The sequence below is a fragment of the Brevundimonas sp. AC546 genome (assembly GCF_979258305.1).
On the sequence record NZ_OZ409849.1, the window covers coordinates 570,098 to 590,759 of the forward strand.

The 20,662-nt window shown below is 64.9% G+C and carries 23 protein-coding genes and 2 tRNA genes; 11 read left to right on the plus strand and 14 right to left on the minus strand.

Annotation, left to right across the window (positions count from 1 at the left end; all coding sequences use genetic code 11):
* The first annotated feature begins 16 nt into the window (after positions 1-16).
* The 5 genes from ACZZZD_RS02865 (at position 17) to trhO (ending at position 2,082) form a co-directional block, all read left to right on the plus strand.
* Positions 17-496, plus strand: coding sequence for a DUF192 domain-containing protein (locus tag ACZZZD_RS02865; RefSeq protein WP_463432480.1), 480 nt, complete (start codon positions 17-19; stop codon positions 494-496).
* A 45-nt stretch (positions 497-541) separates the two neighbouring features.
* Positions 542-618: transfer RNA gene (locus tag ACZZZD_RS02870), tRNA-Pro, on the plus strand.
* 77 nt (positions 619-695) lie between these two features.
* Positions 696-1,001 (plus strand): ETC complex I subunit, encoded by a 306-nt coding sequence (locus tag ACZZZD_RS02875; protein WP_463432482.1) that lies wholly within the window; start codon positions 696-698, stop codon positions 999-1,001.
* A gap of 19 nt (positions 1,002-1,020) precedes the next feature.
* A tRNA-Arg gene (locus ACZZZD_RS02880) sits at positions 1,021-1,097 on the plus strand.
* A 28-nt stretch (positions 1,098-1,125) separates the two neighbouring features.
* On the plus strand, positions 1,126-2,082 hold the full coding sequence (gene trhO, locus ACZZZD_RS02885) for an oxygen-dependent tRNA uridine(34) hydroxylase TrhO (RefSeq protein WP_463432484.1): 957 nt from the start codon (positions 1,126-1,128) through the stop codon (positions 2,080-2,082).
* A gap of 7 nt (positions 2,083-2,089) precedes the next feature.
* Here the strand turns inward: trhO and ACZZZD_RS02890 are convergent, their stop codons facing one another.
* Genes ACZZZD_RS02890 through ACZZZD_RS02900 form a run of 3 tightly spaced genes read right to left on the minus strand, consistent with a single transcriptional unit; the run spans position 2,090 to position 4,373 of the window.
* A complete protein-coding gene (locus ACZZZD_RS02890) occupies positions 2,090-2,839 on the minus strand; it encodes a DUF1295 domain-containing protein (RefSeq protein WP_463432486.1) in 750 nt (249 codons plus the stop codon).
* 50 nt (positions 2,840-2,889) lie between these two features.
* On the minus strand, positions 2,890-3,528 hold the full coding sequence (gene chrR, locus ACZZZD_RS02895) for a cadmium/peroxide/UV radiation responsive anti-sigma factor ChrR (RefSeq protein WP_463432488.1): 639 nt from the start codon (positions 3,526-3,528) through the stop codon (positions 2,890-2,892).
* On the minus strand, positions 3,525-4,373 hold the full coding sequence (locus ACZZZD_RS02900; RefSeq protein ID WP_463432490.1) for a sigma-70 family RNA polymerase sigma factor: 849 nt from the start codon (positions 4,371-4,373) through the stop codon (positions 3,525-3,527). The genes chrR and ACZZZD_RS02900 overlap by 4 nt, the downstream gene beginning before the upstream one ends.
* Here ACZZZD_RS02900 and ACZZZD_RS02905 point away from each other — a divergent pair.
* Complete coding sequence (locus ACZZZD_RS02905; protein WP_463432492.1) at positions 4,269-5,606, plus strand: NAD(P)/FAD-dependent oxidoreductase; 1,338 nt, start codon at positions 4,269-4,271, stop codon at positions 5,604-5,606. The genes ACZZZD_RS02900 and ACZZZD_RS02905 overlap by 105 nt on opposite strands.
* Positions 5,603-6,403, plus strand: coding sequence for a DUF1365 domain-containing protein (locus tag ACZZZD_RS02910; protein ID WP_463432494.1), 801 nt, complete (start codon positions 5,603-5,605; stop codon positions 6,401-6,403). The genes ACZZZD_RS02905 and ACZZZD_RS02910 overlap by 4 nt, the downstream gene beginning before the upstream one ends.
* A 110-nt stretch (positions 6,404-6,513) precedes the next feature.
* Here ACZZZD_RS02910 and ACZZZD_RS02915 read toward each other — a convergent pair whose 3' ends face one another.
* Positions 6,514-7,530, minus strand: coding sequence for an NAD(P)H-hydrate dehydratase (locus tag ACZZZD_RS02915; RefSeq protein WP_463432496.1), 1,017 nt, complete (start codon positions 7,528-7,530; stop codon positions 6,514-6,516).
* On the opposite strand from ACZZZD_RS02915, the gene ACZZZD_RS02920 reads away from it, so the two are divergent.
* Together ACZZZD_RS02920 and glnA are read left to right on the plus strand one after the other, a co-directional pair.
* The gene (locus tag ACZZZD_RS02920) at positions 7,453-7,791 is read left to right on the plus strand and encodes a P-II family nitrogen regulator (RefSeq protein ID WP_008261682.1); all 339 of its coding nucleotides are present in this window, start codon (positions 7,453-7,455) and stop codon (positions 7,789-7,791) included. The two genes, ACZZZD_RS02915 and ACZZZD_RS02920, sit on opposite strands and share 78 nt — an antisense overlap.
* Before the next feature lie 84 nt (positions 7,792-7,875).
* Entirely contained in the window at positions 7,876-9,282 is a 1,407-nt protein-coding gene (glnA, locus tag ACZZZD_RS02925; RefSeq protein WP_463432505.1) for a type I glutamate--ammonia ligase, read from the plus strand.
* Between the two features lie 105 nt (positions 9,283-9,387).
* On the opposite strand, the gene tatC is transcribed toward glnA, so the two are convergent.
* Genes tatC through ACZZZD_RS02940 form a run of 3 tightly spaced genes read right to left on the minus strand, consistent with a single transcriptional unit; the run spans position 9,388 to position 11,104 of the window.
* Positions 9,388-10,278 carry a twin-arginine translocase subunit TatC gene (gene tatC, locus ACZZZD_RS02930; protein ID WP_463432507.1) on the minus strand — a complete coding sequence of 297 codons (891 nt, stop codon included), beginning with the start codon at positions 10,276-10,278 and terminating at the stop codon, positions 9,388-9,390.
* Positions 10,275-10,862, minus strand: a complete 588-nt coding sequence (gene tatB / locus ACZZZD_RS02935; protein WP_463432509.1) for a Sec-independent protein translocase protein TatB — start codon at positions 10,860-10,862, stop codon at positions 10,275-10,277. The genes tatC and tatB overlap by 4 nt, the downstream gene beginning before the upstream one ends.
* A 23-nt stretch (positions 10,863-10,885) precedes the next feature.
* Complete coding sequence (locus ACZZZD_RS02940; RefSeq protein ID WP_017503863.1) at positions 10,886-11,104, minus strand: twin-arginine translocase TatA/TatE family subunit; 219 nt, start codon at positions 11,102-11,104, stop codon at positions 10,886-10,888.
* Between the two features lie 110 nt (positions 11,105-11,214).
* On the opposite strand from ACZZZD_RS02940, the gene rnhA reads away from it, so the two are divergent.
* A complete protein-coding gene (rnhA, locus tag ACZZZD_RS02945; RefSeq protein WP_463432512.1) occupies positions 11,215-11,667 on the plus strand; it encodes a ribonuclease HI in 453 nt (150 codons plus the stop codon).
* Here rnhA and ACZZZD_RS02950 read toward each other — a convergent pair.
* From ACZZZD_RS02950 to kdsA, 7 genes are all read right to left on the minus strand, one after another.
* Entirely contained in the window at positions 11,664-13,061 is a 1,398-nt protein-coding gene (locus ACZZZD_RS02950) for an MFS transporter (protein ID WP_463432514.1), read from the minus strand. The genes rnhA and ACZZZD_RS02950 overlap by 4 nt on opposite strands.
* Before the next feature lie 31 nt (positions 13,062-13,092).
* Positions 13,093-13,551 carry an NfeD family protein gene (locus tag ACZZZD_RS02955; protein WP_463432516.1) on the minus strand — a complete coding sequence of 153 codons (459 nt, stop codon included), beginning with the start codon at positions 13,549-13,551 and terminating at the stop codon, positions 13,093-13,095.
* A gap of 17 nt (positions 13,552-13,568) precedes the next feature.
* Entirely contained in the window at positions 13,569-14,558 is a 990-nt protein-coding gene (locus tag ACZZZD_RS02960; protein ID WP_463432518.1) for an SPFH domain-containing protein, read from the minus strand.
* Between the two features lie 76 nt (positions 14,559-14,634).
* On the minus strand, positions 14,635-15,726 hold the full coding sequence (locus ACZZZD_RS02965) for a DUF3089 domain-containing protein (protein ID WP_463432520.1): 1,092 nt from the start codon (positions 15,724-15,726) through the stop codon (positions 14,635-14,637).
* Positions 15,726-16,727, minus strand: coding sequence for an ADP-glyceromanno-heptose 6-epimerase (gene rfaD / locus ACZZZD_RS02970; protein WP_463432522.1), 1,002 nt, complete (start codon positions 16,725-16,727; stop codon positions 15,726-15,728). The genes ACZZZD_RS02965 and rfaD overlap by 1 nt, the downstream gene beginning before the upstream one ends.
* Positions 16,724-18,181 (minus strand): D-glycero-beta-D-manno-heptose 1-phosphate adenylyltransferase, encoded by a 1,458-nt coding sequence (gene rfaE2 / locus ACZZZD_RS02975; protein ID WP_463432524.1) that lies wholly within the window; start codon positions 18,179-18,181, stop codon positions 16,724-16,726. Before rfaE2 ends, rfaD begins: the two co-directional genes overlap by 4 nt.
* An 18-nt stretch (positions 18,182-18,199) precedes the next feature.
* Positions 18,200-19,078 (minus strand): 3-deoxy-8-phosphooctulonate synthase, encoded by an 879-nt coding sequence (kdsA, locus tag ACZZZD_RS02980; protein ID WP_463432526.1) that lies wholly within the window; start codon positions 19,076-19,078, stop codon positions 18,200-18,202.
* Between the two features lie 112 nt (positions 19,079-19,190).
* On the opposite strand from kdsA, the gene ACZZZD_RS02985 reads away from it, so the two are divergent.
* Positions 19,191-20,645 carry a cryptochrome/photolyase family protein gene (locus tag ACZZZD_RS02985; RefSeq protein ID WP_463432528.1) on the plus strand — a complete coding sequence of 485 codons (1,455 nt, stop codon included), beginning with the start codon at positions 19,191-19,193 and terminating at the stop codon, positions 20,643-20,645.
* Positions 20,646-20,662: the final 17 nt, after the last annotated feature.

Consider the following 20,662-nt stretch of genomic DNA (forward strand, 5'->3'; position numbering starts at 1 on the left):
CGCCCAGGAGAGGCGAATGATCGAGGCGACGAGACGTTTTCTGATGGCGGGCCTGCTGATTCTGGCCGTCGCCGGTTGCGCCGCCAAGGCGCCGCTTGGCCCCAATGGCGAGCCACTGCAGAAACTGGCCATAGTCACCACCTCTGGCGAACATCCGTTCTGGGTCGAGATCGCCGACGAAGAGCCTGAGCGGCAACGCGGGCTGATGTTCCGTCCTCCGTTGGAAGGCGACCGTGGCATGCTGTTCCAATGGCCAGGCGAAGCGCCGCGCGAACAGAGCTTCTGGATGCGCAACACGCCCAGTTCCCTGGACATTCTCTACATCGACCCTCAAGGGCGAATCGTCTCGATCGCGTCGCACGCCACCCCCTTCTCGGAGGCGCCCATTGCGTCGAACGGCGCCGCCAACGGCGTGCTCGAATTGCGCGCAGGGCGGGCTGCCGAGATAAACGCCAAACCCGGTGACAAAGTTTTACATCCTTATTTCAAGCCTTGATTGCGGATCGCCGCGCGAAGTGCCAATAGAGCGCTCCGTTCGGTCCGGGGTGTAGCGCAGCCTGGTAGCGCATCTGGTTTGGGACCAGAGGGTCGGAGGTTCGAATCCTCTCGCCCCGACCAACGGAAGGCCGCTGGAATTCATTTCCAGCGCGCGTTATGGCAGGGCCAGAGGGTCCGCCGTCACTGAGGATTTCGCCATGCTGGCTCGCATCTACCGCCCGGCCAAAACCGCGATGCAGTCGGGCAAGGCCAAGAGCCGCGACTGGCGTCTGGAATTCGAACCGGCCTCGGCGCGCACTATCGACCCGCTGATGGGCTGGACCAGCTCCAGCGACATGAACGGTCAGGTCCGCCTGACCTTTGAGTTGAAGGAAGAAGCGGTCGAATACGCCGAACGTCACGGGATCGCCTTCCGCCTGTCCGAGCCGAACGATCCGCCGATGATCATCAAGGCCTATGCCGACAACTTCGCCACCAACCGCAAGCAGTCCTGGACGCACTGACGCCTGACGTCTTGCAAGAGCGCCCATAGCTCAACCGGATAGAGCACCCGCCTTCTAAGCGGGATGTTGCAGGTTCGAGTCCTGCTGGGCGCGCCATCCCCGGCGCCTTCGAGGGGCCTGATCCATGACCGACATTCAAACGCCGCCCGATCAAGCCGTCCGCGTCGCGGCTCTTTATCGTTTCGCACCCGTCGGCGATACTTCCGCTGTTCGCGAGGCGCTTCAGGCCGTTTGCGACGCAGGGGAGGTGAGGGGGACGCTGCTGGTCGCGCCCGAGGGACTGAACGGCACCATTGCCGGGTCGGAGGCGGCCATAGAGGCTGTGCTGTCGGCGATCCACGCCATGCCGGGGTTCGAGACGCTTGAGCTCAAATACGCCTGGACGGACGCCCTGCCGTTTCACCGGATGAAGGTGCGCGTCAAACGCGAGATCGTCACCATGGGCCAGCTGGATCTGGATCCTGCGCAACAGGCGGGCGTCTATGTGTCGCCGACGGACTGGAACGCGCTGATCGCCGATGCCGAGACCTTGGTCATAGACACGCGCAACGACTACGAGGGCGAAATCGGCGCTTTCGAAGGCGCGGTCCAGCCCAACACCCGCAGCTTCCGCGATTTCCCCGACTGGTTCCGTACCGAGGGTCGCGCCCTGCTGGAGCAGACCGGCGCGAAGCGGGTGGCCATGTATTGCACCGGTGGCATTCGCTGCGAAAAATCGACAGCCTTCCTGAAGGCAGAGGGTGTCGAAGACGTTCACCATCTGGAAGGCGGCATCCTGCGCTACCTTGAGACGGTGGATGAACACAAGAGTTTATGGCGCGGTGAATGCTTCGTCTTCGACGAGCGGGTTTCGGTCGGCCACGGATTGAGCCAGGGCCCCCATACACTTTGCAGAGGATGCCGCTTGCCCGTGGATGACGCCGGTCGGGCCTCGACCCACTACGTCGAGGGCGTCTGCTGCGACCGCTGTCACGCGACGCGAGACGAAGGTCAGCGCGAACGCTATGCCGAACGCCACAGGCAGATGGAAATCGCCCGCAAGCGCGGCGACGTTCACCTCGGGACCGCGCGCAAGGACTGAGGTCGGTTCAACGACGCGGCGGGCGAGGGAAGAAGGCGCTGGTGTGGGCGGCATAGGCCTCGAACGCCTTCGGGCGCGAGCGCCGCATATGCTCTTCCAGCAAGGGCACGCCAGACACCTGGGTCAGCAGCCAATACATGTATGCCGGCCCCGTCAGCGCCAGCCAACCCCACGGCCATTCGCCGCTCAGATTGATGGCGAACAGGGGCCAGGCGCACCAGCCCAGCCACTCAAAGAAATAGTTCGGATGGCGCGACCAGGCCCACAGGCCGACATCGCAGACCCCGCCCTTATTGGCAGGATTGCGCTTGAAAGCCGCCAGCTGCCGATCCGAGATGGCCTCGCCCACAAGCGCGCCGACGAAGATCAGTGTCGCGAGACCGTCCTGAAGGGTCAGTCCGGGGGTCGGATTGCGGGCGGCGGCCATGACGCTGAGCGCCAGGAAGGCTGCAGCCCCTGCTTGCAGCATCAGGAAGCCGAACATCTTGACCTGAAACCCACCGCCCCAATCCTGGCGCAGCCGGGCGTAGCGGGCGTCCTCGCCCTCTTGTGCGGCCCGGGCGGCGATGTGCGAGCCCAAACGAAGCCCCCACAGGCCGATCAGCAGGGCCGCAAGATACTGCCGCAACGACGGCGCCGCGCCGTCGATCGGAAACAGCGCGACGCCTACTCCTGCCGCGCCTAGGCCCAGCGACCAGAAGGCGTCAGCCCAGCCGCCTTGCCCCGTGCGTTTCTGCACCAGCCAGGCCGCCGACATCACTATGACAAGAAACAGGGCTGCAACGCCCCACAAGGTCGCCAGGCTGGTCACAGGCGAACGAACGGCTGGATCAGCTTGCCCATCCAGCCATCCAACTGGATCTGGCCATCCAAGGCGACGACGCAAAGGCAGGCCTCGTCCGACACGACGCGGGGCTGGTGCAGCACGTTCGGATCGGCTTCTTCGAAGTCGCCCACGTCGAACCGCTCGGTCTCCGTCGCATAGGCGCCGGAGATGACGCAGGTGAGTTCGATACCGCCATGCGTGTGTTTGGGCGTCTCCTGGCCGGATTCGATCTTCAGCAGGATCACGCGACAGTCGCCATCACGCGGCGCATGCACATCGCGCACCCGCATGCCGGGGCCGACCCAGCGCCAGGGGCTGAGCGCATAGCGGCGCAGCGGCTCAGGCAGTTCGGGCATGTCGTTCAACGGGGCGAGGGCCTTCACCTCGCCCGCGTCCGTCTCGATCCGCGCCATCGCCAGGGCGAGCGCATCCTGCGACAGGGCGGACGGCACGGCCTCGTCGAGGAATTCGCCGCCTACGGCCTGAAGATCACGCACCCAGGCGTCGTTCGCCGGCCGCATCGCCAGATGCGCAGCCATCACCACGGCCTCAGGCGGGCTGAGCGTTCCGGCGGCATAGGCGAGCAGGCGTTCTTCCGAAGGATTGCGTTGCGGGTTCATCGCGCGGCCTCCTCGGACGGCGCTAGGATCAGGCGGAGTTTGGTCATGGCGTTACGAATACGGGATTTGACGGTGCCGAGCGGCAGGTCGAGGTGTTTGGCGATTTCGGAATGGGAGCTATCCATGAAAAAGGCGAGGCGCAGCACCTCCACATGATCCGGGGTGAGGCGAGAGAGGGCGTCTCGAACGCGGTCGGCGTCCTGAGACATTGACAACAGTTCGTCGGGGCGGCGCACGTCCTCGCCCGCCAATTCGATCTCCGGCGTCGGTAAGGGGCGCGCGTCGCGACGCAACATGTCCAGGCGACGATTGCGGGCGATGGTGAAGATCCAGGTCGCTGCGCGGGCCTTGGAAGAGTCGAACAAGTCGGCTTTTCGCCATACGGTCAACATGGCGTCCTGGGCGAAGTCCTCGGCCGCGCCCGGCGTGGCCCCTGACTTGATCAGCCAGGCTTTCAGGCGCGGCGCGAAATAGGCGAACAGGGCGGCGAAGGCGTCTCGGTCGCGCCGTAACGCAATCGCCTCGATCAGCCGATCATGAAAGAAAGGGTCGGAAGAATTTTCGAGTGTCTTCATGCGCGGGGACCGGCACGGCTTCGACGTAAAGGGCAGTGACTCGACATGCATGGACCCTAATACGCCTGGCGGAAATGTCTGGATCAATCGCGATCCGATCATGAGGCCGGCCCGTAATCCGTTCATGCCTGGGCTTGCGCCAGCGGGCGTGTATTCGGAGTTTCCATGTCCCTGTCGCCCGCGAATCCTTCTGCCGATCGCCTGAAGATCGCCGTCATCGGCTCCGGCGTGGCCGCCCTGTCGTCGGCCTGGCTTCTGTCCCAGCGGCATCAGGTGACGATCTATGAGAAGGCCGATCGGTTGGGCGGCCACTCCAACACCGTGACAGCGGGCGTGTCGTCAGGCGACATCGCCGTCGATACCGGCTTCATCTGCTTTAACGATGCGACCTATCCCAATCTGATCGCCCTGTTCGAACATCTGGGCATCGCGACCCGCGCCACCGACATGTCGTTCGCGGTTTCGCTGGACGACGGTCGGTTCGAATATGCGGCGCCGGGTCTGTTCGCCCAGCGTCGCAATGCGCTGCGGCCCCGGTTCTGGTCGATGTTGAGCGAGATCCTACGCTTCTATCGCGATGCGCCGAAGGATTTGGCCGGCATGTCCGATCCGTCGCTGACCCTTGGCGCATACCTCAAGCGGGAAGGATTCAGCGAGGCATTCCGCGACGACCATCTGTTGCCGATGGCCGCCGCCATCTGGTCGTCGCCGGCCCATACGCTGATGGACTATCCGGCTGAGTCCTTCCTCCGCTTCTGCGGCAATCACGGTCTGCTCAAGCTGGTGGGCCGTCCCATGTGGCGCACCGTCGAGGGCGGCAGCCGGGTCTATGTCGAACATCTGGCGCGCGCCATCGACGACGTTCGCCTGGATCACGGCGTCACATCGGTGCGGCGCACGCAGGAGGGCGTCTTCGTCCATGACAGCCAAGGGGGCGTAGAACGCTTCGACCAAGTGGTGATCGGCGCCCACGCCGACCAGGCTCTGGCCATGCTGACGGAACCCACGGCCAAGGAAAAAGCCCTGCTGGGGGCCTTCCGCTACAGCCGCAACCTGACCGTCCTGCATACGGACATCACCCTGATGCCCCGACGCCGTCGCGCCTGGGCCAGCTGGAACTACATCGGCGCCGACGACGGACTTTGCGTCACCTACTGGATGAACAAGCTACAGGGTTTGCCTGGCGACGACCTATTCGTGACGCTGAACCCGCCGCGCCCGCCGCGCGCAGACACCCTGTTGCGCAGCGAACTGTATGAACACCCCATCTTCGATCCCGCCGCCATCGACGCTCAGAAGCAGCTCTGGAGCCTGCAAGGGCAGGGGGGTGTCTGGTATTGCGGGGCGCATTTCGGCGCCGGCTTCCACGAGGATGGGCTGCAATCCGGCTTGGCGGTCGCCGAACAACTCGGCGGCGTCGGTCGCCCGTGGTCGGTCCAGAACGAGAGCGGCCGCATCCATCTGTCTCCGCTGCCGACCCCGGTATTCGAGCGGGCCGCGTGACCCAGGCCTCGGCCCTCTATCGTGGCCGGGTCATGCACCGACGCCTGCGCCCAAAGACGCACCAGCTGAACTACCGCGTCTTCTGGCTGCTGCTGGATCTGGCCGAGATCGATGAGCTGGATCGAAGGCTGAGGCTGTTCTCGCGCAATCACTTCAACCTGCTGTCGTTCCACGACGGCGATTACGGCGACGGTTCCGGCGCTTTGCGGCCTCAGGTCGAGGCCTGGATGGAGCGCGCAGGCATTGACCTCGACGGCGGCACCATCCGCCTGCTGACCATGCCGCGCGTGCTGGGTTACGTCTTCAACCCGATCAGCCTCTACTATTGCCACCACGCCGACGGTCGATTGGCTGCTATGGTATACGAGGTGACCAGCACCTTTGGCGTCCGCCACGCCTACGTCATTCCCGTCCCGGCCGAGGATCAAACGTCCGGCCTAATCCGACAAGGCGCCGCCAAGGCCCTGTATGTCTCGCCCTTCATGGGCATGGAGATGGATTACAGGTTCCGCGGCCATGCACCGGCTGAACGGCTCAACATGACGATCGACGGCCTGGATAACGATGGCGTGCTGATCACGGCGGCCATGTCCGCTAAACGCCAGATCCTCGACGACCGTCAAATCGCAGGGGCCACAGCGGCGATCCCGCTCATGACGTTCAAAGTGGTCGCCGCCATCCATTACGAGGCGCTTAAACTCTGGCTGAAAGGCGTCAGACTGACGCGCCAACCGCCACGCGCGAAAACGCCGGTGACGATCCAGAAGCAGGCGCAAGAAAGCCGGCTGGGGCAATAAGCTACACCGAACAGGTTATCGCCTAAGATATATACCGAACAGGTTATCGCCTAAGATATATTATGCGAAACATGAATGTGAGCAGTGGAACGGCCCTGCATCCTTTTGGCTCAGCCTTTCCATAAAGACGACAGAACCTTGGGCAGAACATCGCTCAGATCGTCAGAGGTCAATCCCGGTCCAAAACGCTCCGCCGCATCGGAATGAATCCAGACCGCCGCGCATGCCGCATCGAAACTGTCCATGCGCTGGGCCGCCAGTCCGCCGATCATTCCGGCTAAGACATCGCCGGTTCCAGCAGTGGCCAGCCAGGCCGAGCCGTTCTCGTTGCGACGGACGCGTCCGTCGGGCGACGCGATGATCGTCTTGGCGCCTTTCAAGACGATGGTGGCCTGGGTCAGACGCGCGGCTTCGATGGCGGCGGCTTCGCGGCCTTGAGCCAGCAGACCTGGGAACAGCCGCTCGAACTCGCCCTCGTGCGGTGTCAGGATGTCGTCGCGATCCAAGACGGCGAACAGTTCCGCGGTTCGGCCCTTGAACACCGACAGGCCGTCGGCGTCGATCACCAGGACAGCGCCGCTCAACGCCAAGGCCTGGATGTTGGCGATCGTCGCGTCTTCCATTCCGGCAGCCGGCCCGATCACGACGGCGTCGCTTCCGGCGACTTCACGACCCAAGATTTCAGGTGAAGAGAACGGCGTCAGCATGATCGCCTGGACGGCCGGCGCGACGACGGCGACGGCGTCTGGCGGGCACAGGATTTGCACAACGCCGGCGCCCATTCGCAGCCCTGCGTGCGCGGCAAGCCGTGCAGCGCCCGTCTGATGCGCCTTTCCCGACACGACCACCAATCGGCCCCGCGTATGCTTGTGCGTTTCCGCGCTCGGCCAAGGCAGAAAATTGCGCCAGATCGCCGGGTCGTTGGTTTCTATCATCCGCGTTCCGATTATCCGTGGCTTTTCTGCGAAAACCGCTTGCTTTGAACGCCCTTGCTGTGTCCCATTCGGGCCCGAGCGCCGCTGCATTCCGTGCGCCGCTCCGGGGTCGCCATGAAGAAAATCGAAGCCATCATCAAGCCTTTCAAGCTGGATGACGTCAAAGAAGCGCTCCAGGACGTGGGCGTGCAAGGCATGACTGTGCTGGAGGCCAAGGGATATGGTCGCCAGAAGGGTCATTCCGAACTGTACCGCGGCGCCGAATACGTCATCGACTTCCTGCCCAAGATCAAGATCGAGGTGGTCGTCGCCGACGATCTCGCACCCGCCGTCGTCGAGGCCATTCAGACCTCGGCCCGCACGGGCAAGATCGGCGACGGCAAGATCTTCGTGTCCGACGTCGCCGAGGTGATTCGTATCCGCACCGGCGAGACCGGAGCCCAGGCCGTCTGAGTTCGACCACCCTCCCCGGCCCTCGGCCCTTCGGGTCGCTGACCGGTTTCCTCCCCAAAACGACAAGAAACAGGACTTCCGAGAATGAGCGCCAGCAAGATCCTCAAACAGATCAAGGATGAGGAGGTCCAGTATGTGGACGTCCGCTTCACCGACACGCGCGGCCGTCTGCAGCACGTCACCTTCGATATCGACCTGGTCGACGAGGACTTCCTGAACGAAGGCACGATGTTCGACGGCTCCTCCATCGCAGGCTGGAAGGCCATCAACGAGTCCGACATGCTGCTGAAGCCGGACTTGACCACGGCCTATATCGACCCGTTCTACCAGCAGAAGACGATGTTCCTGTTCTGCGACGTACTGAACCCCGACACCAACGAGCCGTACAACCGCGACAGCCGCTCGATGGCCAAGAAGGCGCTGTCCTACGTGCAATCGTCGGGCGTCGGCGACGTGGTCTATTTCGGCCCGGAAGCCGAGTTCTTCATCTTCGACGACGTGCGCTGGTCGACCCAGCCGCACAACACGTCCTACTCGTATGACTCGACCGAACTGCCGGCCAACACCAACGCCGAATACACCGAAGGCAACATGGGCCACCGCCCTGGCGCCAAGGGCGGCTATTTCCCCGTCAACCCGGTCGATTCGGGCCAGGATCTGCGCGGCGAAATGCTGGGCGTCATGCGCGACCTGGGCCTTCAGCCCGAGAAGCATCACCACGAGGTGGCGCCGGCCCAGCACGAACTGGGTCTCAAGTTCTCGGACCTGCTGACCATGGCTGACCGCCTGCAGCTCTATAAGTACGTGATCCACAACGTCGCAGCCGCCTATGGCAAGTCGGCGACCTTCATGGCCAAGCCCATGTTCGCGGACAACGGCTCGGGCATGCACGTCCACATGTCGATCTGGAAGGACGGCAAGCCCCAGTTCGCCGGCGACCAGTACGCCGGCCTGTCGCAGGAATGTCTGTGGTACATTGGCGGCATCATCAAGCACGCCAAGGCCATCAACGCCTTCGCCAACTCGACCACCAACAGCTACAAGCGTCTGGTCCCAGGCTATGAAGCCCCGGTCAAGCTGGCCTATTCGGCCCGCAACCGCTCGGCCTCGATCCGTATCCCGCACGTCTCCTCGCCCAAGGCCAAGCGTCTGGAAGCCCGCTTCCCTGACCCGATGGGCAACCCCTATCTGACCTTCGTTGCTCTGCTGATGGCGGGTCTGGACGGGATCGAGAACCGCATCGATCCGGGCGCACCCGCCGACAAGAACCTCTACGACCTGCCGCCCGAAGAGCGCGGCTCGATCCCCGAGGTCTCTGGCTCGCTGAAAGAAGCGCTTGAGAACCTCGACAAGGATCGCGCCTTCCTCAAGAAGGGCGGCGTCATGGATGACGACTTCATCGACAGCTACATCGAGCTGAAAATGGAAGAGGTGATGCGTCTGCAACTGCACCCGCACCCGGTAGAATTCGACATGTACTATAGCTGCTGATCTTCAGATCGCTGCAACGACAAAGGGCCGGGGGCAATCCCCGGCCCTTTTTCAATTCAGCCCGCATCGAAGCTGAGTCGACGACAAACCGTCGCATTCGACAGTTCAGGCGACTTCGGCTTCCAGATCGTCGGCCTTTTTGCGGCGCAGTTCGATCAGACGCACGCACCAGATCGATACCTCGTAGAGGATGACCAGAGGCACGGCCAACATCAGTTGGCTGATCGGATCCGGCGGCGTGACCACGGCGGCGACCACCACTACGGCGACGATGGCGTAGCGACGGCCAGAGGCCATAACCTTGGAGTTGATCAGCCCGGCCAGGCCCAGCAGGGTCGTCACGACCGGCAACTGGAAGCACAGACCAAAGGCCAGCAGCAGCGAGGTCACCAAGCTGAGATAATCGGAGATCTTCGTCGTCTGGGCGACCGAAATGCCGTCGCTGGCCACCTGCTGACTCAACGAGAAAAGCATCACGAACGGCAGCATGACATAATAGACCAGCGCCCCGCCCAGGCAGAACATGACCGGCGCGGCGATCAGGAACGGCAAAAAGGCGCCGCGCTCGTTGCGATACAGGCCCGGTGCGACGAAGCGGTACATCTGCCAGGCCATGACCGGGAAGGTCAGGACGGCGGCGCCGAAGGCCGCGATCTTCATCTTGGTGAACAGCTGCTCCAGCGGCGCCGTCGCAATCAGCTGCACAACGGCGGCGCTGCCGGGGGGATAGGGCTTCAGCCCCGTCATCACGGCGATCAACTCGAGGGGGTTGGCGTGACCGCCGCTCGCCATGGCCGCAGCATGGACTGCGACCGCCGCCTGATAGGGTTTGATCAGGGCGATCTGAATCTGATTCGCAAAGGCGAAGCACAGGATGAACGCCAGGAAGAAGGCCACGACGCAGATCAGCAGCCGCCCGCGCAGCTCGATCAGGTGATCCATCAAGGGCGCGCGCGACGCCTCGATCTCGGCCTCGTCACGATCGGGAGACGTCACTGATCAGCGGCCTTCTTGCGCGGGGTCTTGGGTTTGGCTGCCGCAGGCGTGGTCTTGGCGGCAGGTGCTGCCGCCTTGGGCTTGACCGGTGCGCGCGGCTTGGTCGTCGAGGCTTTGGCGGTCGTCGCCGGCTTCGCCTTCGAGGCCGCCCGTTTGGGTTTCGTTTTCGCGACGGGCTCAGCCGGCGTATCCGGCCATTCGTCGGCGGCCGGCGTCATGACCGGCGCATCCGGCTCAGGCGCAGGCGCAGGCGCAGGCGCAGGCAGGGCGTTCGTGGATGTCGGCGCCTTCAGCCCGGCATTGATGTCCTTGAAGGCGGCGTCCGCCTCGGCGCCCAGGGGATACATGGCCCCCTGCCCGGTCCGCAGCGCCTCGACCTCCTTGCGCAGGTCGTCCAGCTCGGACTGACGCGCCATTTCGTCGAAGCTCGAGCGGAACTCGTTGGCCATGGCGCGCGCCTTGGCGACCATCTGGCCGACGCGACGCATCAGAACAGGCAGATCCTTTGGCCCCACCACAAGCAGGGCCACCAGACCGATCACCACTAATTCGAAACCCCCGATACCGGGGCCGAGCCCGCCCATGCGTCAGCCCTTACAGACGACGACTAGCGCTTCAGCTCTTCCTTCTCCGCCTCGGTGCGCGGCAGCGAGCTGACGCCCTCGTGCGGGCCATCCTTCTTGTCTTCGTCCTTGAGGCCATCCTTGAAGGCGCGGATGCCCTTGGCGGCGTCGCCCATGATGCCCGACAGCTTGCCCCGGCCGCCGAACAGCAGCGCGATGACGACAATGACGATGGCCCAATGCCAGATGCTCATGGAGCCCATGGCTAATCTCCTCGCGGGGACCGGTCATCCGATCCCATCCACTATTCTTCGATCCGCATATAGGCGCAGTGATGGCCCCACGCCAAGGGACGCTGTAGGTCTGCGCGACCATGAGTCTCTCCGATCACGTCATCATCCACACCGACGGCGCCTGCAAGGGCAATCCGGGCCCGGGCGGCTGGGGCGCATTGCTCCAAACCGGTGGCGGTCACGAGAAGGAGCTGTGGGGTGGAGAACCCAACACCACCAACAACCGTATGGAGCTGATGGCCGCCATCATGGCGCTGGAAGCCCTGAAACGGCCCTGCAAGATCGAACTGCATACCGACAGCAAATACGTCATGCAGGGAATCACGGAATGGATTCGGGGCTGGAAGGCGCGCGGCTGGCTGACGGCGGACAAGAAGCCGGTCAAGAACGCCGACCTTTGGCAGCGTCTGGACGCCGCCCGCATGCGCCATGACGTAAAATGGCGCTGGGTAAAGGGTCACGCGGGACACGAATTGAACGAGCGCGCGGACCAGCTGGCGAATCGCGGCGTGGCCGATCTCAGGGTGCGTTAGACCGCCTCGACTTCCTTTTCCGGCTCGGCCGGACGCCGCCGAACGCGCGATCCGCTCATCACCGCGCCGAACAATGCCGTGACCGCTGCGATCTGATAGGCGTGCGCGACGCCGGAAACGGGCGCCGCCGACAACAGGAAGGCGACCACGACCGCACCGAGCGACTGTCCCACCACGCGCGCCATACCCAGGGTTCCGCCAGCCGCCCCTGCCCGTTCTCTTGGCGCCTCGGACAGCATGGCGCGGTTGTTGGGTGACTGAAAGAAGCCGAAGCCCGTGCCACAAACGGCCATTCTCCACGCGATGTCGAAATGCGTCGAATCGGCGTTCAGGAAGCTCAACGCCATCAGGCCGCAGGCGAAGACGACCAGCCCGATCGCGCCCAGCACGCCCGCCGAATAGCGATCCGACAGATAACCGGCCAGCGGCGCCGCGAACATGGTCGCCAGCGGCCAGGGGGTCATCAGCAGGCCCGTCTCGACGGCCGTCAGCTTCAGCGATCCCTGAAGGAAGAACGGCAAGGCGACGAAGGCCATCATCTGTGCGGTGAACGAGATCACCGACGTCGCCACCGACAGGCTGAACATCGGCCGCGCCAGCAGGTCCAGCGGGATCAGGGGCGACGCCCGCGACCGCTCGTGGCGAATCAGCAGGACGCCCGCCGCCAGCCCTGCACCCGTCAGGCCAAATCCCAACACGGCCGCCTCGCCATGCGCCAAGGATTGCAAGCCAGTGATGACCAAGCCGAACGCCGCCGCGTTCAACGCAGCCCCGGTCCAGTTCAGCTTGCGCTTTTGCAGCGGATTGTGCGGCAGGGTGAACCCCGCCAGGGACACGGCCAGCAGCCCGATGGGTATGTTCAGCGCGAACAGCCAGCGCCAATGTCCGACCGCCAGGATGGCGCTGGCGATGGTCGGCCCAGCCGCCGCCGCCAGCGACACGATCACGGCGTTGATCCCGACCGCCCGACCCAGCGAGCTTTGTGGATAGGTGAACCGGACCAGGGCGCCGTTGACGCTCATGATGCCTGCGGCGCCGAAACCCTGGATCACGCGCGCCAGGCTCAAGGCCTCGATGGAATTGGCGAAGACGCAAGCAATGGACGCCAGGGTGAAGACGGCCAGGCCCGCCTGCGACACCCTGTGATAGCCGACGATCTCGCCCAGCGACGCGAGCGGCAGTAGGGCGACGACGATGGCGATCTGATAGGCGTTGACGATCCAGATCGAGGCTGCCGACGACGCCTGCAGATCCTGCGCGATGGAAGGCAGGGCGACGTTGGCGATGGCCCCGTCCAGAACGGCCAGGGTGATCCCCAGGCCGATGGACGCAATGGCCCAATACCGCCTTGGCGTGGGCAGACCGTCCAAGGCGGCGTTCTGGTTGGCTGTCATTTCTGACGAACGCCTCTCGGGCCGCGTCGTTTCAGACTGGGGACTGCACCGTCAGCAAAGACCCACTGACGCGCGTCACCACAACGTCCTGCCCCTCTACCGGTGCTTCGCCCTCGACCTCGGCCGGCCATTCGGCTCCCGAGATGAAGACGCGGCCGCGCCCCGAGACGAAGGCCTCCACGACCCGCGCTCGCTGGCCGATCAGACGGCTGTCGCGATCGTTGATGTCGGGACCGTCGGGGGTGGCCTTGGCGATCAACCGTCGGGACAGCAGGGTCGCGATCACCGTCAGCACGGCGAAGACCGCGACCTCGCCTGGCAGACCCAGCCGCACGCCCGCCGCCGTCATGACCGCGACGACGCCGGCGGAAACGGCGGGCCACAGCAACCATTCGGTCGAGAACATCGCCTCGACCGCCAGCAGCAGAACCCCGACGGCCAGCCAGATCCAGAACGGCTGGGCGGCATAGAGATCAGCGAGCGACATCATCGGTCAGCTTCCTTCGATCAGGCCGAGGGTGGGACTGCGCCGCCGGCAGGGCGACGCGGCGGCGCGGGACGGACAGGCGGCGCGGTGGAAGTGTTCTGATCCTTGGCCAGCCCGACCATCTCGCCGATGCCGGCGATGGTGCCGACCAGGGCGCCCATTTCGGCGGGAACGATGACCGTGCGCTGCTGCGGGCTGCGGGCCAGTTCGGCAAAGGCTTCGACGTATTTCTGGGCGATGAAGTAGTTGATCGCGTTCACGTCGCCGCGTGCGATGGCTTCCGACACCATGGCAGTCGCTTTTGCCTCGGCTTGAGCTTCGCGTTCGCGAGCCTCGGCGTCGCGGAATGCGGCTTCCTTGCGGCCTTCCGCCTGAAGAATGGCGGCCTGTTTGGCGCCTTCAGCGCGCGCGATGGCGGCGGACTTCTCGCCGTCGGCTTCGGTGATGACGGCGCGGCGTTCGCGCTCGGCCTTCATCTGACGGGCCATGGCGTTGGTGATGTCGGTGGGCGGCGTCAGGTCCTTGATCTCGATGCGGTTGACCTTGATGCCCCACGGCTCGGTCGCGGCGTCGATGACATGCAGCAGGCGTGTGTTGATGCTGTCGCGCTGGCTAAGCACCTCGTCCAGTTCCATCGACCCGACGACGGTCCGCAGATTGGTCATGCAGAGCTGAGAGATGGCGTAGGGCAGATTGTCCACCCGATAGGCCGCGCGGGCCGAATCCATCACCTGAATGAAGACGATGCCGTCGACCTTCACCATGGCGTTGTCCTTGGTGATGACCTCCTGGGTCGGGACGTCCAGCACCTGCTCCATCATGTTCATGCGGCGGCCGACCCGCTCCACGAACGGGGTCAGGAAGCCAATGCCGGGGCTCAGCGTCTTGGTGTATTTGCCGAAGCGTTCGACTGTGAATTCACGGCCTTGCGGCACGATCTTGATCACGCTGATCAAGAGTACGATGGCGAGAAGCAACACTACGCCGGCGAATATGGTGGTGACGTCCATTCAGATCCTCCCTGAGGCGGTCAGCCTACGCGTTGGACGCGAGCGGCGCCACAGAAACCGAACGACCTGATGGAGGCTAAAGGCCGCGCTTGGCCCGCCATGCCGCCAAGCGAACGCTGACGTCGCGCTCGATGTCGCCGTAGAACAGGTTGTAAGGCACGATCTTGCGCCGATCCGCCCAGCTTCCGCCGGCGGTCAGGAAGTCCGCGTCGGGTGCGCTGTGCCACAGAAGGCCGCCTCGGCATTCGGTCGAAATAAGTCGCCCGGTTAGTGCCGGACGCGCCCCCCATTCCAACCCCGTCGCATTGGTCGCCCCGCTGTGCTGCCGGGCCTCGGCGCGCGGCTGTTGTGTCGAGCCTGTCACCGGATTGACGCAGATCGGCGCGGTCGTCAGCCCAACAAGCTCGCCCCGATCGTTCCAGTCCAGCGCTCGCCGCAGCTTGCGCCGCGCCGCCGGTTCGTCGCCGTTCTCGACCGAGGACCAGGCGATGATACACCCCGTCTCGTCGGAGGCGTCGCAGGGCGCGACCCTCTGCTGGAACATCTCGCGACTGACCAGGGTCTCGATCAGATAGGCCGCAACCAGCCGATCCTTGAGCTTCGGATCGGAGCGAAGCGCGTCGCGCACCAGCAGCGCGGACAGTTCGCCGCCCTGCTCCACCCCGGCGATCACGATCGGTCCGGTCGGATGATTGCGAAGCCAGAGCGCGAAGGCCGCCTTTACATCCTCATAGGCGAAGGCCCGCGCCTCACGCGCATCGTCGCGCAGGGTCAGCCGCGTATAGAGGCTGGCCTGGCGATAGAGCGGCGCGCTGACCTTGCCTTCCCTGGCGAAGGGCGAGGCGTAGTTCGGCAGGACGACGCGGCGCAGATAGGCGTTCGCCCGTGCATCGTCGATCGGCCCATTCCATTCCGCACCGCCGTCAAAGGTCGTCGGCATGACGAAGAAAACCGCCGCCTGGTCCGGGGCGCCCTCATCCATCAGCGCCCAGGATGACGCCTGGCGATAATCCGGAGCCGGCGGGGGCTTGTAGGTCTGGAACGGCACCTGCGGATCCAACCCCGCACGCAGGATATCCCCGCTCCAGACCGCTACGGCGGCGGTCAGGGCGAAGACGGCGGCGAAGCCCGCATAGCCGACCCATTGCCTGAAGGTCAGCCGGCGCATCAGCGGTAGGGATCAGAAGTGGAGAGGAAGTCCTGCACGTATCGCCGCACGCCCTCTTCCAGCGGCGTGGACTGTCCCTCGAACCCCGCGGCGCGGATACGGTCCATCCGGGCTTCGGTGAAATACTGGTACCGGTCGCGGATCACTTCGGGCATGTCGATGTACTGGATCGACGGTTCCTTGCCGGCGGCGGCGAAGGTCGCGCGCGCCAGATCGGCGAACGACCGCGCCTGGCCCGACCCGGCGTTGAAGATGCCGGACACCTCGGGCGATTGCAGCAGAAACTCGATGATATCAACCACATCGTCGACATAGACGAAGTCGCGCAGCTGGCCGCCATCTGGATAGTTCGGATTGTGCGACCGGAATAGGCTGACCGCCTCGCCGGCCTCGAGCTTGGGCCATATCTGGGCCACGACCGACTTCATCCCGCCCTTGTGGCCCTCGTTCGGCCCATAGACGTTGAAGAACTTCAGTCCGGCCCACTGACGCGGCGCCTGGCCACGATCCGCTTGGCGCACGGCATGCTGGTCGAACAGCATTTTCGAATAACCATAGGCGTTTAGCGGCCTAAGCTTCGACAATGACTCCGCATCATCGTCGTCGTCAAACCCCGCCTCGCCGTCGCCATAGGTGGCGGCCGACGAAGCGTAGATCATCCTGGCGTCCCGGATCGTGCACCAGTCCCATAGGTCACGCGACAAGGTGAAGTTGGTGCGCAGGATCAGGTCCCCGTCCGACTCGGTCGTCGAAGAGATGGCGCCCATGTGCACGACAGCCTCGATCCGCTCGGCGTAACGCTCCAGCTGTTCGAACAGTTCTTCGGGCGACCAGAAGTCGGCGATGGCGTGTTTGGCGACGTTCTTCCACTTGGCCAGGTCCGCCGTCTCCAGCCGGTCGCAGACCACGACGTCATAGGCCGTCTCGGCCGTCAGGCGCGCCACGATGTTCGAACCGATGAAGCCGGCGCCGCCGGTGACGACGATCATGCGAGGCGTCATTGCTGGGGTCCTGTGGTCATCTTCTCGATCGTCCGAGTAGTCGAATATCCATCCTTGAAATCAGCCAGCTTGACCTCGCCGCCCCAGCTCTCGACCAGATCGCCGCCCACCACGCCCTCGCGGGTATAGTCCGAGCCCTTGATCAGCACATCGGGTCTCAGCCGTTCGATCAAGGCGACCGGCGTCGAATCATCGAAACTGGTCACGCGGTCCACACTGGCCAGACCGCCGATAACGACCGCCCGGCTGTCCAGATCGTTGACCGGCCGGCCCTCGCCCTTCAATCTTTTGACCGAGGCATCGGTGTTCAGCGCCACCACCAGCCGGTCGCACCAACTGCGCGCCTGGGCCAGATAGGCGACATGGCCACGGTGCAGAATGTCGAAACAGCCGTTGGTGAAACCGACCTTCAGCCCCTGACGCCTCCAGGCCTCCACCTCGGCCGCCAGCTCATCCAGCGGCGTCACCTTGGCGACGGCGGCGGTGGCGTGTTGGCTCAGTTCGGCTTCGATCAGTTCAGCGGGCGTCACCACGGCCGTCCCGGCCTTTCCGACCACCACGCCCGAGGCCAGGATGGCGAACTCGACCGCCGTCTCCAGCGAGGCTCCTGCGCCCAGGGCCAGGCCGATGGCGGCCAGGCAGGTGTCACCGGCGCCCGAGACATCGAACACTTCGCGCGCCCGTCCGGGGAAATGCTTCACCACCTCACCGCGCCGCGCCAGGCTCATCCCCTTGCCCGCCCGCGTCACGATCACGGCCTTTGCGGTCGTTCCGGCCAGCAAGGCCTCCAGCGCCGCCTCAACCTCGGCGTCCGTCCCGACCGGGAGGCCGGTCGCGCCGGCCAGTTCCGAAGCATTGGGCTTGATTACATCGACCGCCCCATAGCGGGCGAAGTCGCGGCCTTTGGGATCGACCACGACCGGCGCGCCCGACGCCTGAGCCGCCGTCAAAGCCGATGCGATCAGAGCGTCGCCTACGATACCCTTGGCATAGTCGGACAGAAGATAGACGGAAGCACCGGTAAACGCATCGGAATTCTTGATGGACACCGGGGCGCCTTCATCATCGAGCCGCAACAACTGCTGCCCCGCCGAGACGAACCGCGTTTTGACGATGGTCGCGGCCTCTGCGGGACGGGCCACGGCGTCCTCGATGCGCGGCTCGGCGGTGATGAGAGCAGTGAGTTCCGCGCCCGCCGCATCGTCCCCTACGACGGCGCCCAGGCGGGCCACACCGCCCAGGGCGGCAATATTGCGCGCCACATTGCCGACGCCGCCGGGCATAGCGACGGTGCGGGTCGCGCGCAGCACCGGTATCGGCGCCTCGGGCGAGATGCGGCTGACCTCGCCATAGACGTAGCGGTCCAGCATCAGGTCGCCGACGCAGGCGATCTTCAGGCCGCGCACGCGCTCTAGCAGGCTTTGCAGGGCGCCCAGGTCCAGGGTGTCAGACATAGGTCCGACCTAGAGGATTCAGGCGGCCTGCGCCACCGGCGCCTTGGCCCCGATCTTGATGGCCAGGTCGTCGAAGGCGATTAGCTGGGCGGCCAGGGCCTCGAACTGGTCCAGCGGCACCATGTTGGGGCCGTCCGACGGGGCGTTGTCCGGGTCCGGATGCGTCTCTACGAAGACCGCGTCCACGCCGACCGAGACGGCGGCGCGGGCCAGAACCGGCACGAACTCGCGCTGTCCGCCCGAGGACGTGCCCTGCCCGCCCGGCTGCTGGACGCTGTGGGTCGCGTCGAACACGACGGGGCAGCCAATCTCGCGCAGCACCGGAAGCGCCCGCATGTCGCTGACCAGGGTGTTGTAGCCGAAGCTGGCGCCCCGCTCGCAGGCCATGACGTTGGGATTGCCGGCGCCGACGACCTTGGCGATGACGTTTTTCATGTCCCAGGGGGCCAGGAACTGACCCTTCTTGATGTTGATCGCCTTGCCTGTCGCAGCGGCGGCCAGCAGCAGGTCGGTCTGGCGGCTGAGGAAGGCCGGAATCTGCAGCACGTCGACGACCTCGCCCACCGGACCGCACTGGGCCTCAGAGTGGACGTCGGTCAGGGTAGGCAGGCCTGTCACCTCGCGAATCTCGGCGAAGATCGGCATGGCTTCCTTCAGGCCGATGCCGCGCGCCGCGCTGGCGCTGGTGCGGTTCGCCTTGTCGAAACTGGTCTTGTAGATGATGCCGACGTTGAGACGCTCGCCGATTTCCTTCAGCGCATGGGCCGTTTCCAGCGCGTGCTGACGGCTTTCCATCTGGCAAGGACCGGCGATGAAGGCAATTCTGGCGCCGCCGCCGATGGCGACAGGCGTCCGAAGACCTTCGGACAACGTAATGACAGCGTTGGGTCGGCTCACGGGGCTGTTCTTTCGAAGTTCGGGTGTTGTGGAGGCGGTGTTTGCCGCAGCTATTGGGCCATCAGGTGGCGCTCTGAACGGTTGAGCGCAAGTTATCACGGAGTTCGCCCGCGTGGCCACCAAGCCTGTCATCCTCTGGTTCCGTCGCGACCTGCGCCTGCACGACAACCCCGCCCTGAACCATGCCGCAGAGACGGGGCGGCCCATCCTGCCCGTCTTCATCCTGGATCGCACCCCGGATCGCCCGACCGGCGCCGCCGCCCTGTGGTGGCTCGACAAGTCGTTGCGGGCGTTGGACGCGGCGCTACAGGCGCGAGGTTCGCGGCTGATCCTGCGCAGCGGCGATTCGCTGCTCCAGCTTCAGAGTCTGATCGACGAGACCGACGCCGACGCGGTCTTCCTGAACCGGTTGTTCGAGCCGCACGCGTTTGAGCGGGATGCCGAGATCGCCCATGCATTGAAAGCCGACGCCATCGACTGCGGCGGATTCAACGGATCGCTGCTGTGCCGCCCCGGCGCGGTGCTGAACGGCACGGGCGGCCCCTACAAGGTCTTCACCCCCTTCCTGAAGGCGCTTCTGACCAAGGCCGAGCCGCCTGCTCACACGACTGGTCCGCGCGTGATCGACACGCCATCCGCCGTCGAGAGCGAATTGATCGACGACTGGAAACTTCATCCGACCGGACCGGACTGGTCCAAGGGTTTCGACTGGACGCCTGGTGAAGACGGCGCCTCCGCCGCCCTGTCCGACTTCATCGCCACCGGGCTGAAGACCTACGCTGTTGGCCGCGACCATCCTGACCGTCCAGCGACCAGCCGCCTCTCGCCACACCTGCATTGGGGCGAGATCAGTCCTTGGCGCGCCGTCGAACGCACGCGCGAGGCGGCGGATACGGGCAAGGTTCCCGCCGCCGAGGCCGAGAAATTCGTCGCCGAGATCGGCTGGCGCGATTTTTCCGCCCACCTGCTGCACCATTTCCCGACCATGCCCGAGCGCGCCTTTCGGCCCGAGTACGACGCCATGCCCTGGCGCGACGATCCCGAGGGGCTGGAGGCTTGGGAACGCGGCTGCACCGGCTATCCCCTGGTCGATGCGGGGATGCGCCAACTCTGGGCGACCGGCTGGATGCACAATCGCGTGCGGATGGTCGTCGCCTCCTTCCTGGTCAAACACCTGCTGATCGACTGGCGCGAGGGCGAGGCCTGGTTCTGGGACACGCTGGTCGATGCCGATCTGGCGAGCAATGTGCAGAACTGGCAGTGGGTCGCCGGGTCCGGCGCAGACGCCTCGCCCTATTTCCGTATCTTCAATCCCATCGCCCAGGGCGAGAAGTTCGACGGCAAGGGCGGCTATGTCCGCCGCTGGGTTCCCGAACTGCGCGCCCTGCCCGACCGCTGGCTCCACGCTCCCTGGACCGCCCCGGCCGAGGTGTTGCGCGACGCCGGCGTCAGGCTTGGCAAAGACTATCCCCACCCCATCTTGGATCATGGCCAAGCTCGCGCCCGCGCCCTCGACGCCCTCAAGACGGTGTCGGGACGCGGCGACGACACGACCGACCGTGATTGACGCGCAGAAAGGTTCAT

Excerpts from the sequence above, each read along its gene's own strand:
- ACZZZD_RS02865 (WP_463432480.1), top strand. The coding sequence starts at position 17 with ATGATCGAGGCGACGAGACGTTTTCTGATGGCGGGCCTGCTGATTCTG.
- ACZZZD_RS02875 (WP_463432482.1), top strand. The coding sequence starts at position 696 with ATGCTGGCTCGCATCTACCGCCCGGCCAAAACCGCGATGCAGTCGGGC.
- trhO (WP_463432484.1), top strand. The coding sequence starts at position 1,126 with ATGACCGACATTCAAACGCCGCCCGATCAAGCCGTCCGCGTCGCGGCT.
- ACZZZD_RS02890 (WP_463432486.1), bottom strand. The coding sequence starts at position 2,839 with ATGTCGGCGGCCTGGCTGGTGCAGAAACGCACGGGGCAAGGCGGCTGG.
- chrR (WP_463432488.1), bottom strand. The coding sequence starts at position 3,528 with ATGAACCCGCAACGCAATCCTTCGGAAGAACGCCTGCTCGCCTATGCC.
- ACZZZD_RS02905 (WP_463432492.1), top strand. The coding sequence starts at position 4,269 with ATGTCCCTGTCGCCCGCGAATCCTTCTGCCGATCGCCTGAAGATCGCC.
- ACZZZD_RS02900 (WP_463432490.1), bottom strand. The coding sequence starts at position 4,373 with ATGCCGCTGGGACAGAAGCCAGGCCGACGACAGGGCGGCCACGCCGGA.
- ACZZZD_RS02920 (WP_008261682.1), top strand. The coding sequence starts at position 7,453 with ATGAAGAAAATCGAAGCCATCATCAAGCCTTTCAAGCTGGATGACGTC.
- glnA (WP_463432505.1), top strand. The coding sequence starts at position 7,876 with ATGAGCGCCAGCAAGATCCTCAAACAGATCAAGGATGAGGAGGTCCAG.
- tatB (WP_463432509.1), bottom strand. The coding sequence starts at position 10,862 with ATGGGCGGGCTCGGCCCCGGTATCGGGGGTTTCGAATTAGTGGTGATC.
- ACZZZD_RS02940 (WP_017503863.1), bottom strand. The coding sequence starts at position 11,104 with ATGGGCTCCATGAGCATCTGGCATTGGGCCATCGTCATTGTCGTCATC.
- rnhA (WP_463432512.1), top strand. The coding sequence starts at position 11,215 with ATGAGTCTCTCCGATCACGTCATCATCCACACCGACGGCGCCTGCAAG.
- ACZZZD_RS02950 (WP_463432514.1), bottom strand. The coding sequence starts at position 13,061 with ATGACAGCCAACCAGAACGCCGCCTTGGACGGTCTGCCCACGCCAAGG.
- ACZZZD_RS02955 (WP_463432516.1), bottom strand. The coding sequence starts at position 13,551 with ATGATGTCGCTCGCTGATCTCTATGCCGCCCAGCCGTTCTGGATCTGG.
- ACZZZD_RS02960 (WP_463432518.1), bottom strand. The coding sequence starts at position 14,558 with ATGGACGTCACCACCATATTCGCCGGCGTAGTGTTGCTTCTCGCCATC.
- ACZZZD_RS02965 (WP_463432520.1), bottom strand. The coding sequence starts at position 15,726 with ATGCGCCGGCTGACCTTCAGGCAATGGGTCGGCTATGCGGGCTTCGCC.
- rfaD (WP_463432522.1), bottom strand. The coding sequence starts at position 16,727 with ATGACGCCTCGCATGATCGTCGTCACCGGCGGCGCCGGCTTCATCGGT.
- rfaE2 (WP_463432524.1), bottom strand. The coding sequence starts at position 18,181 with ATGTCTGACACCCTGGACCTGGGCGCCCTGCAAAGCCTGCTAGAGCGC.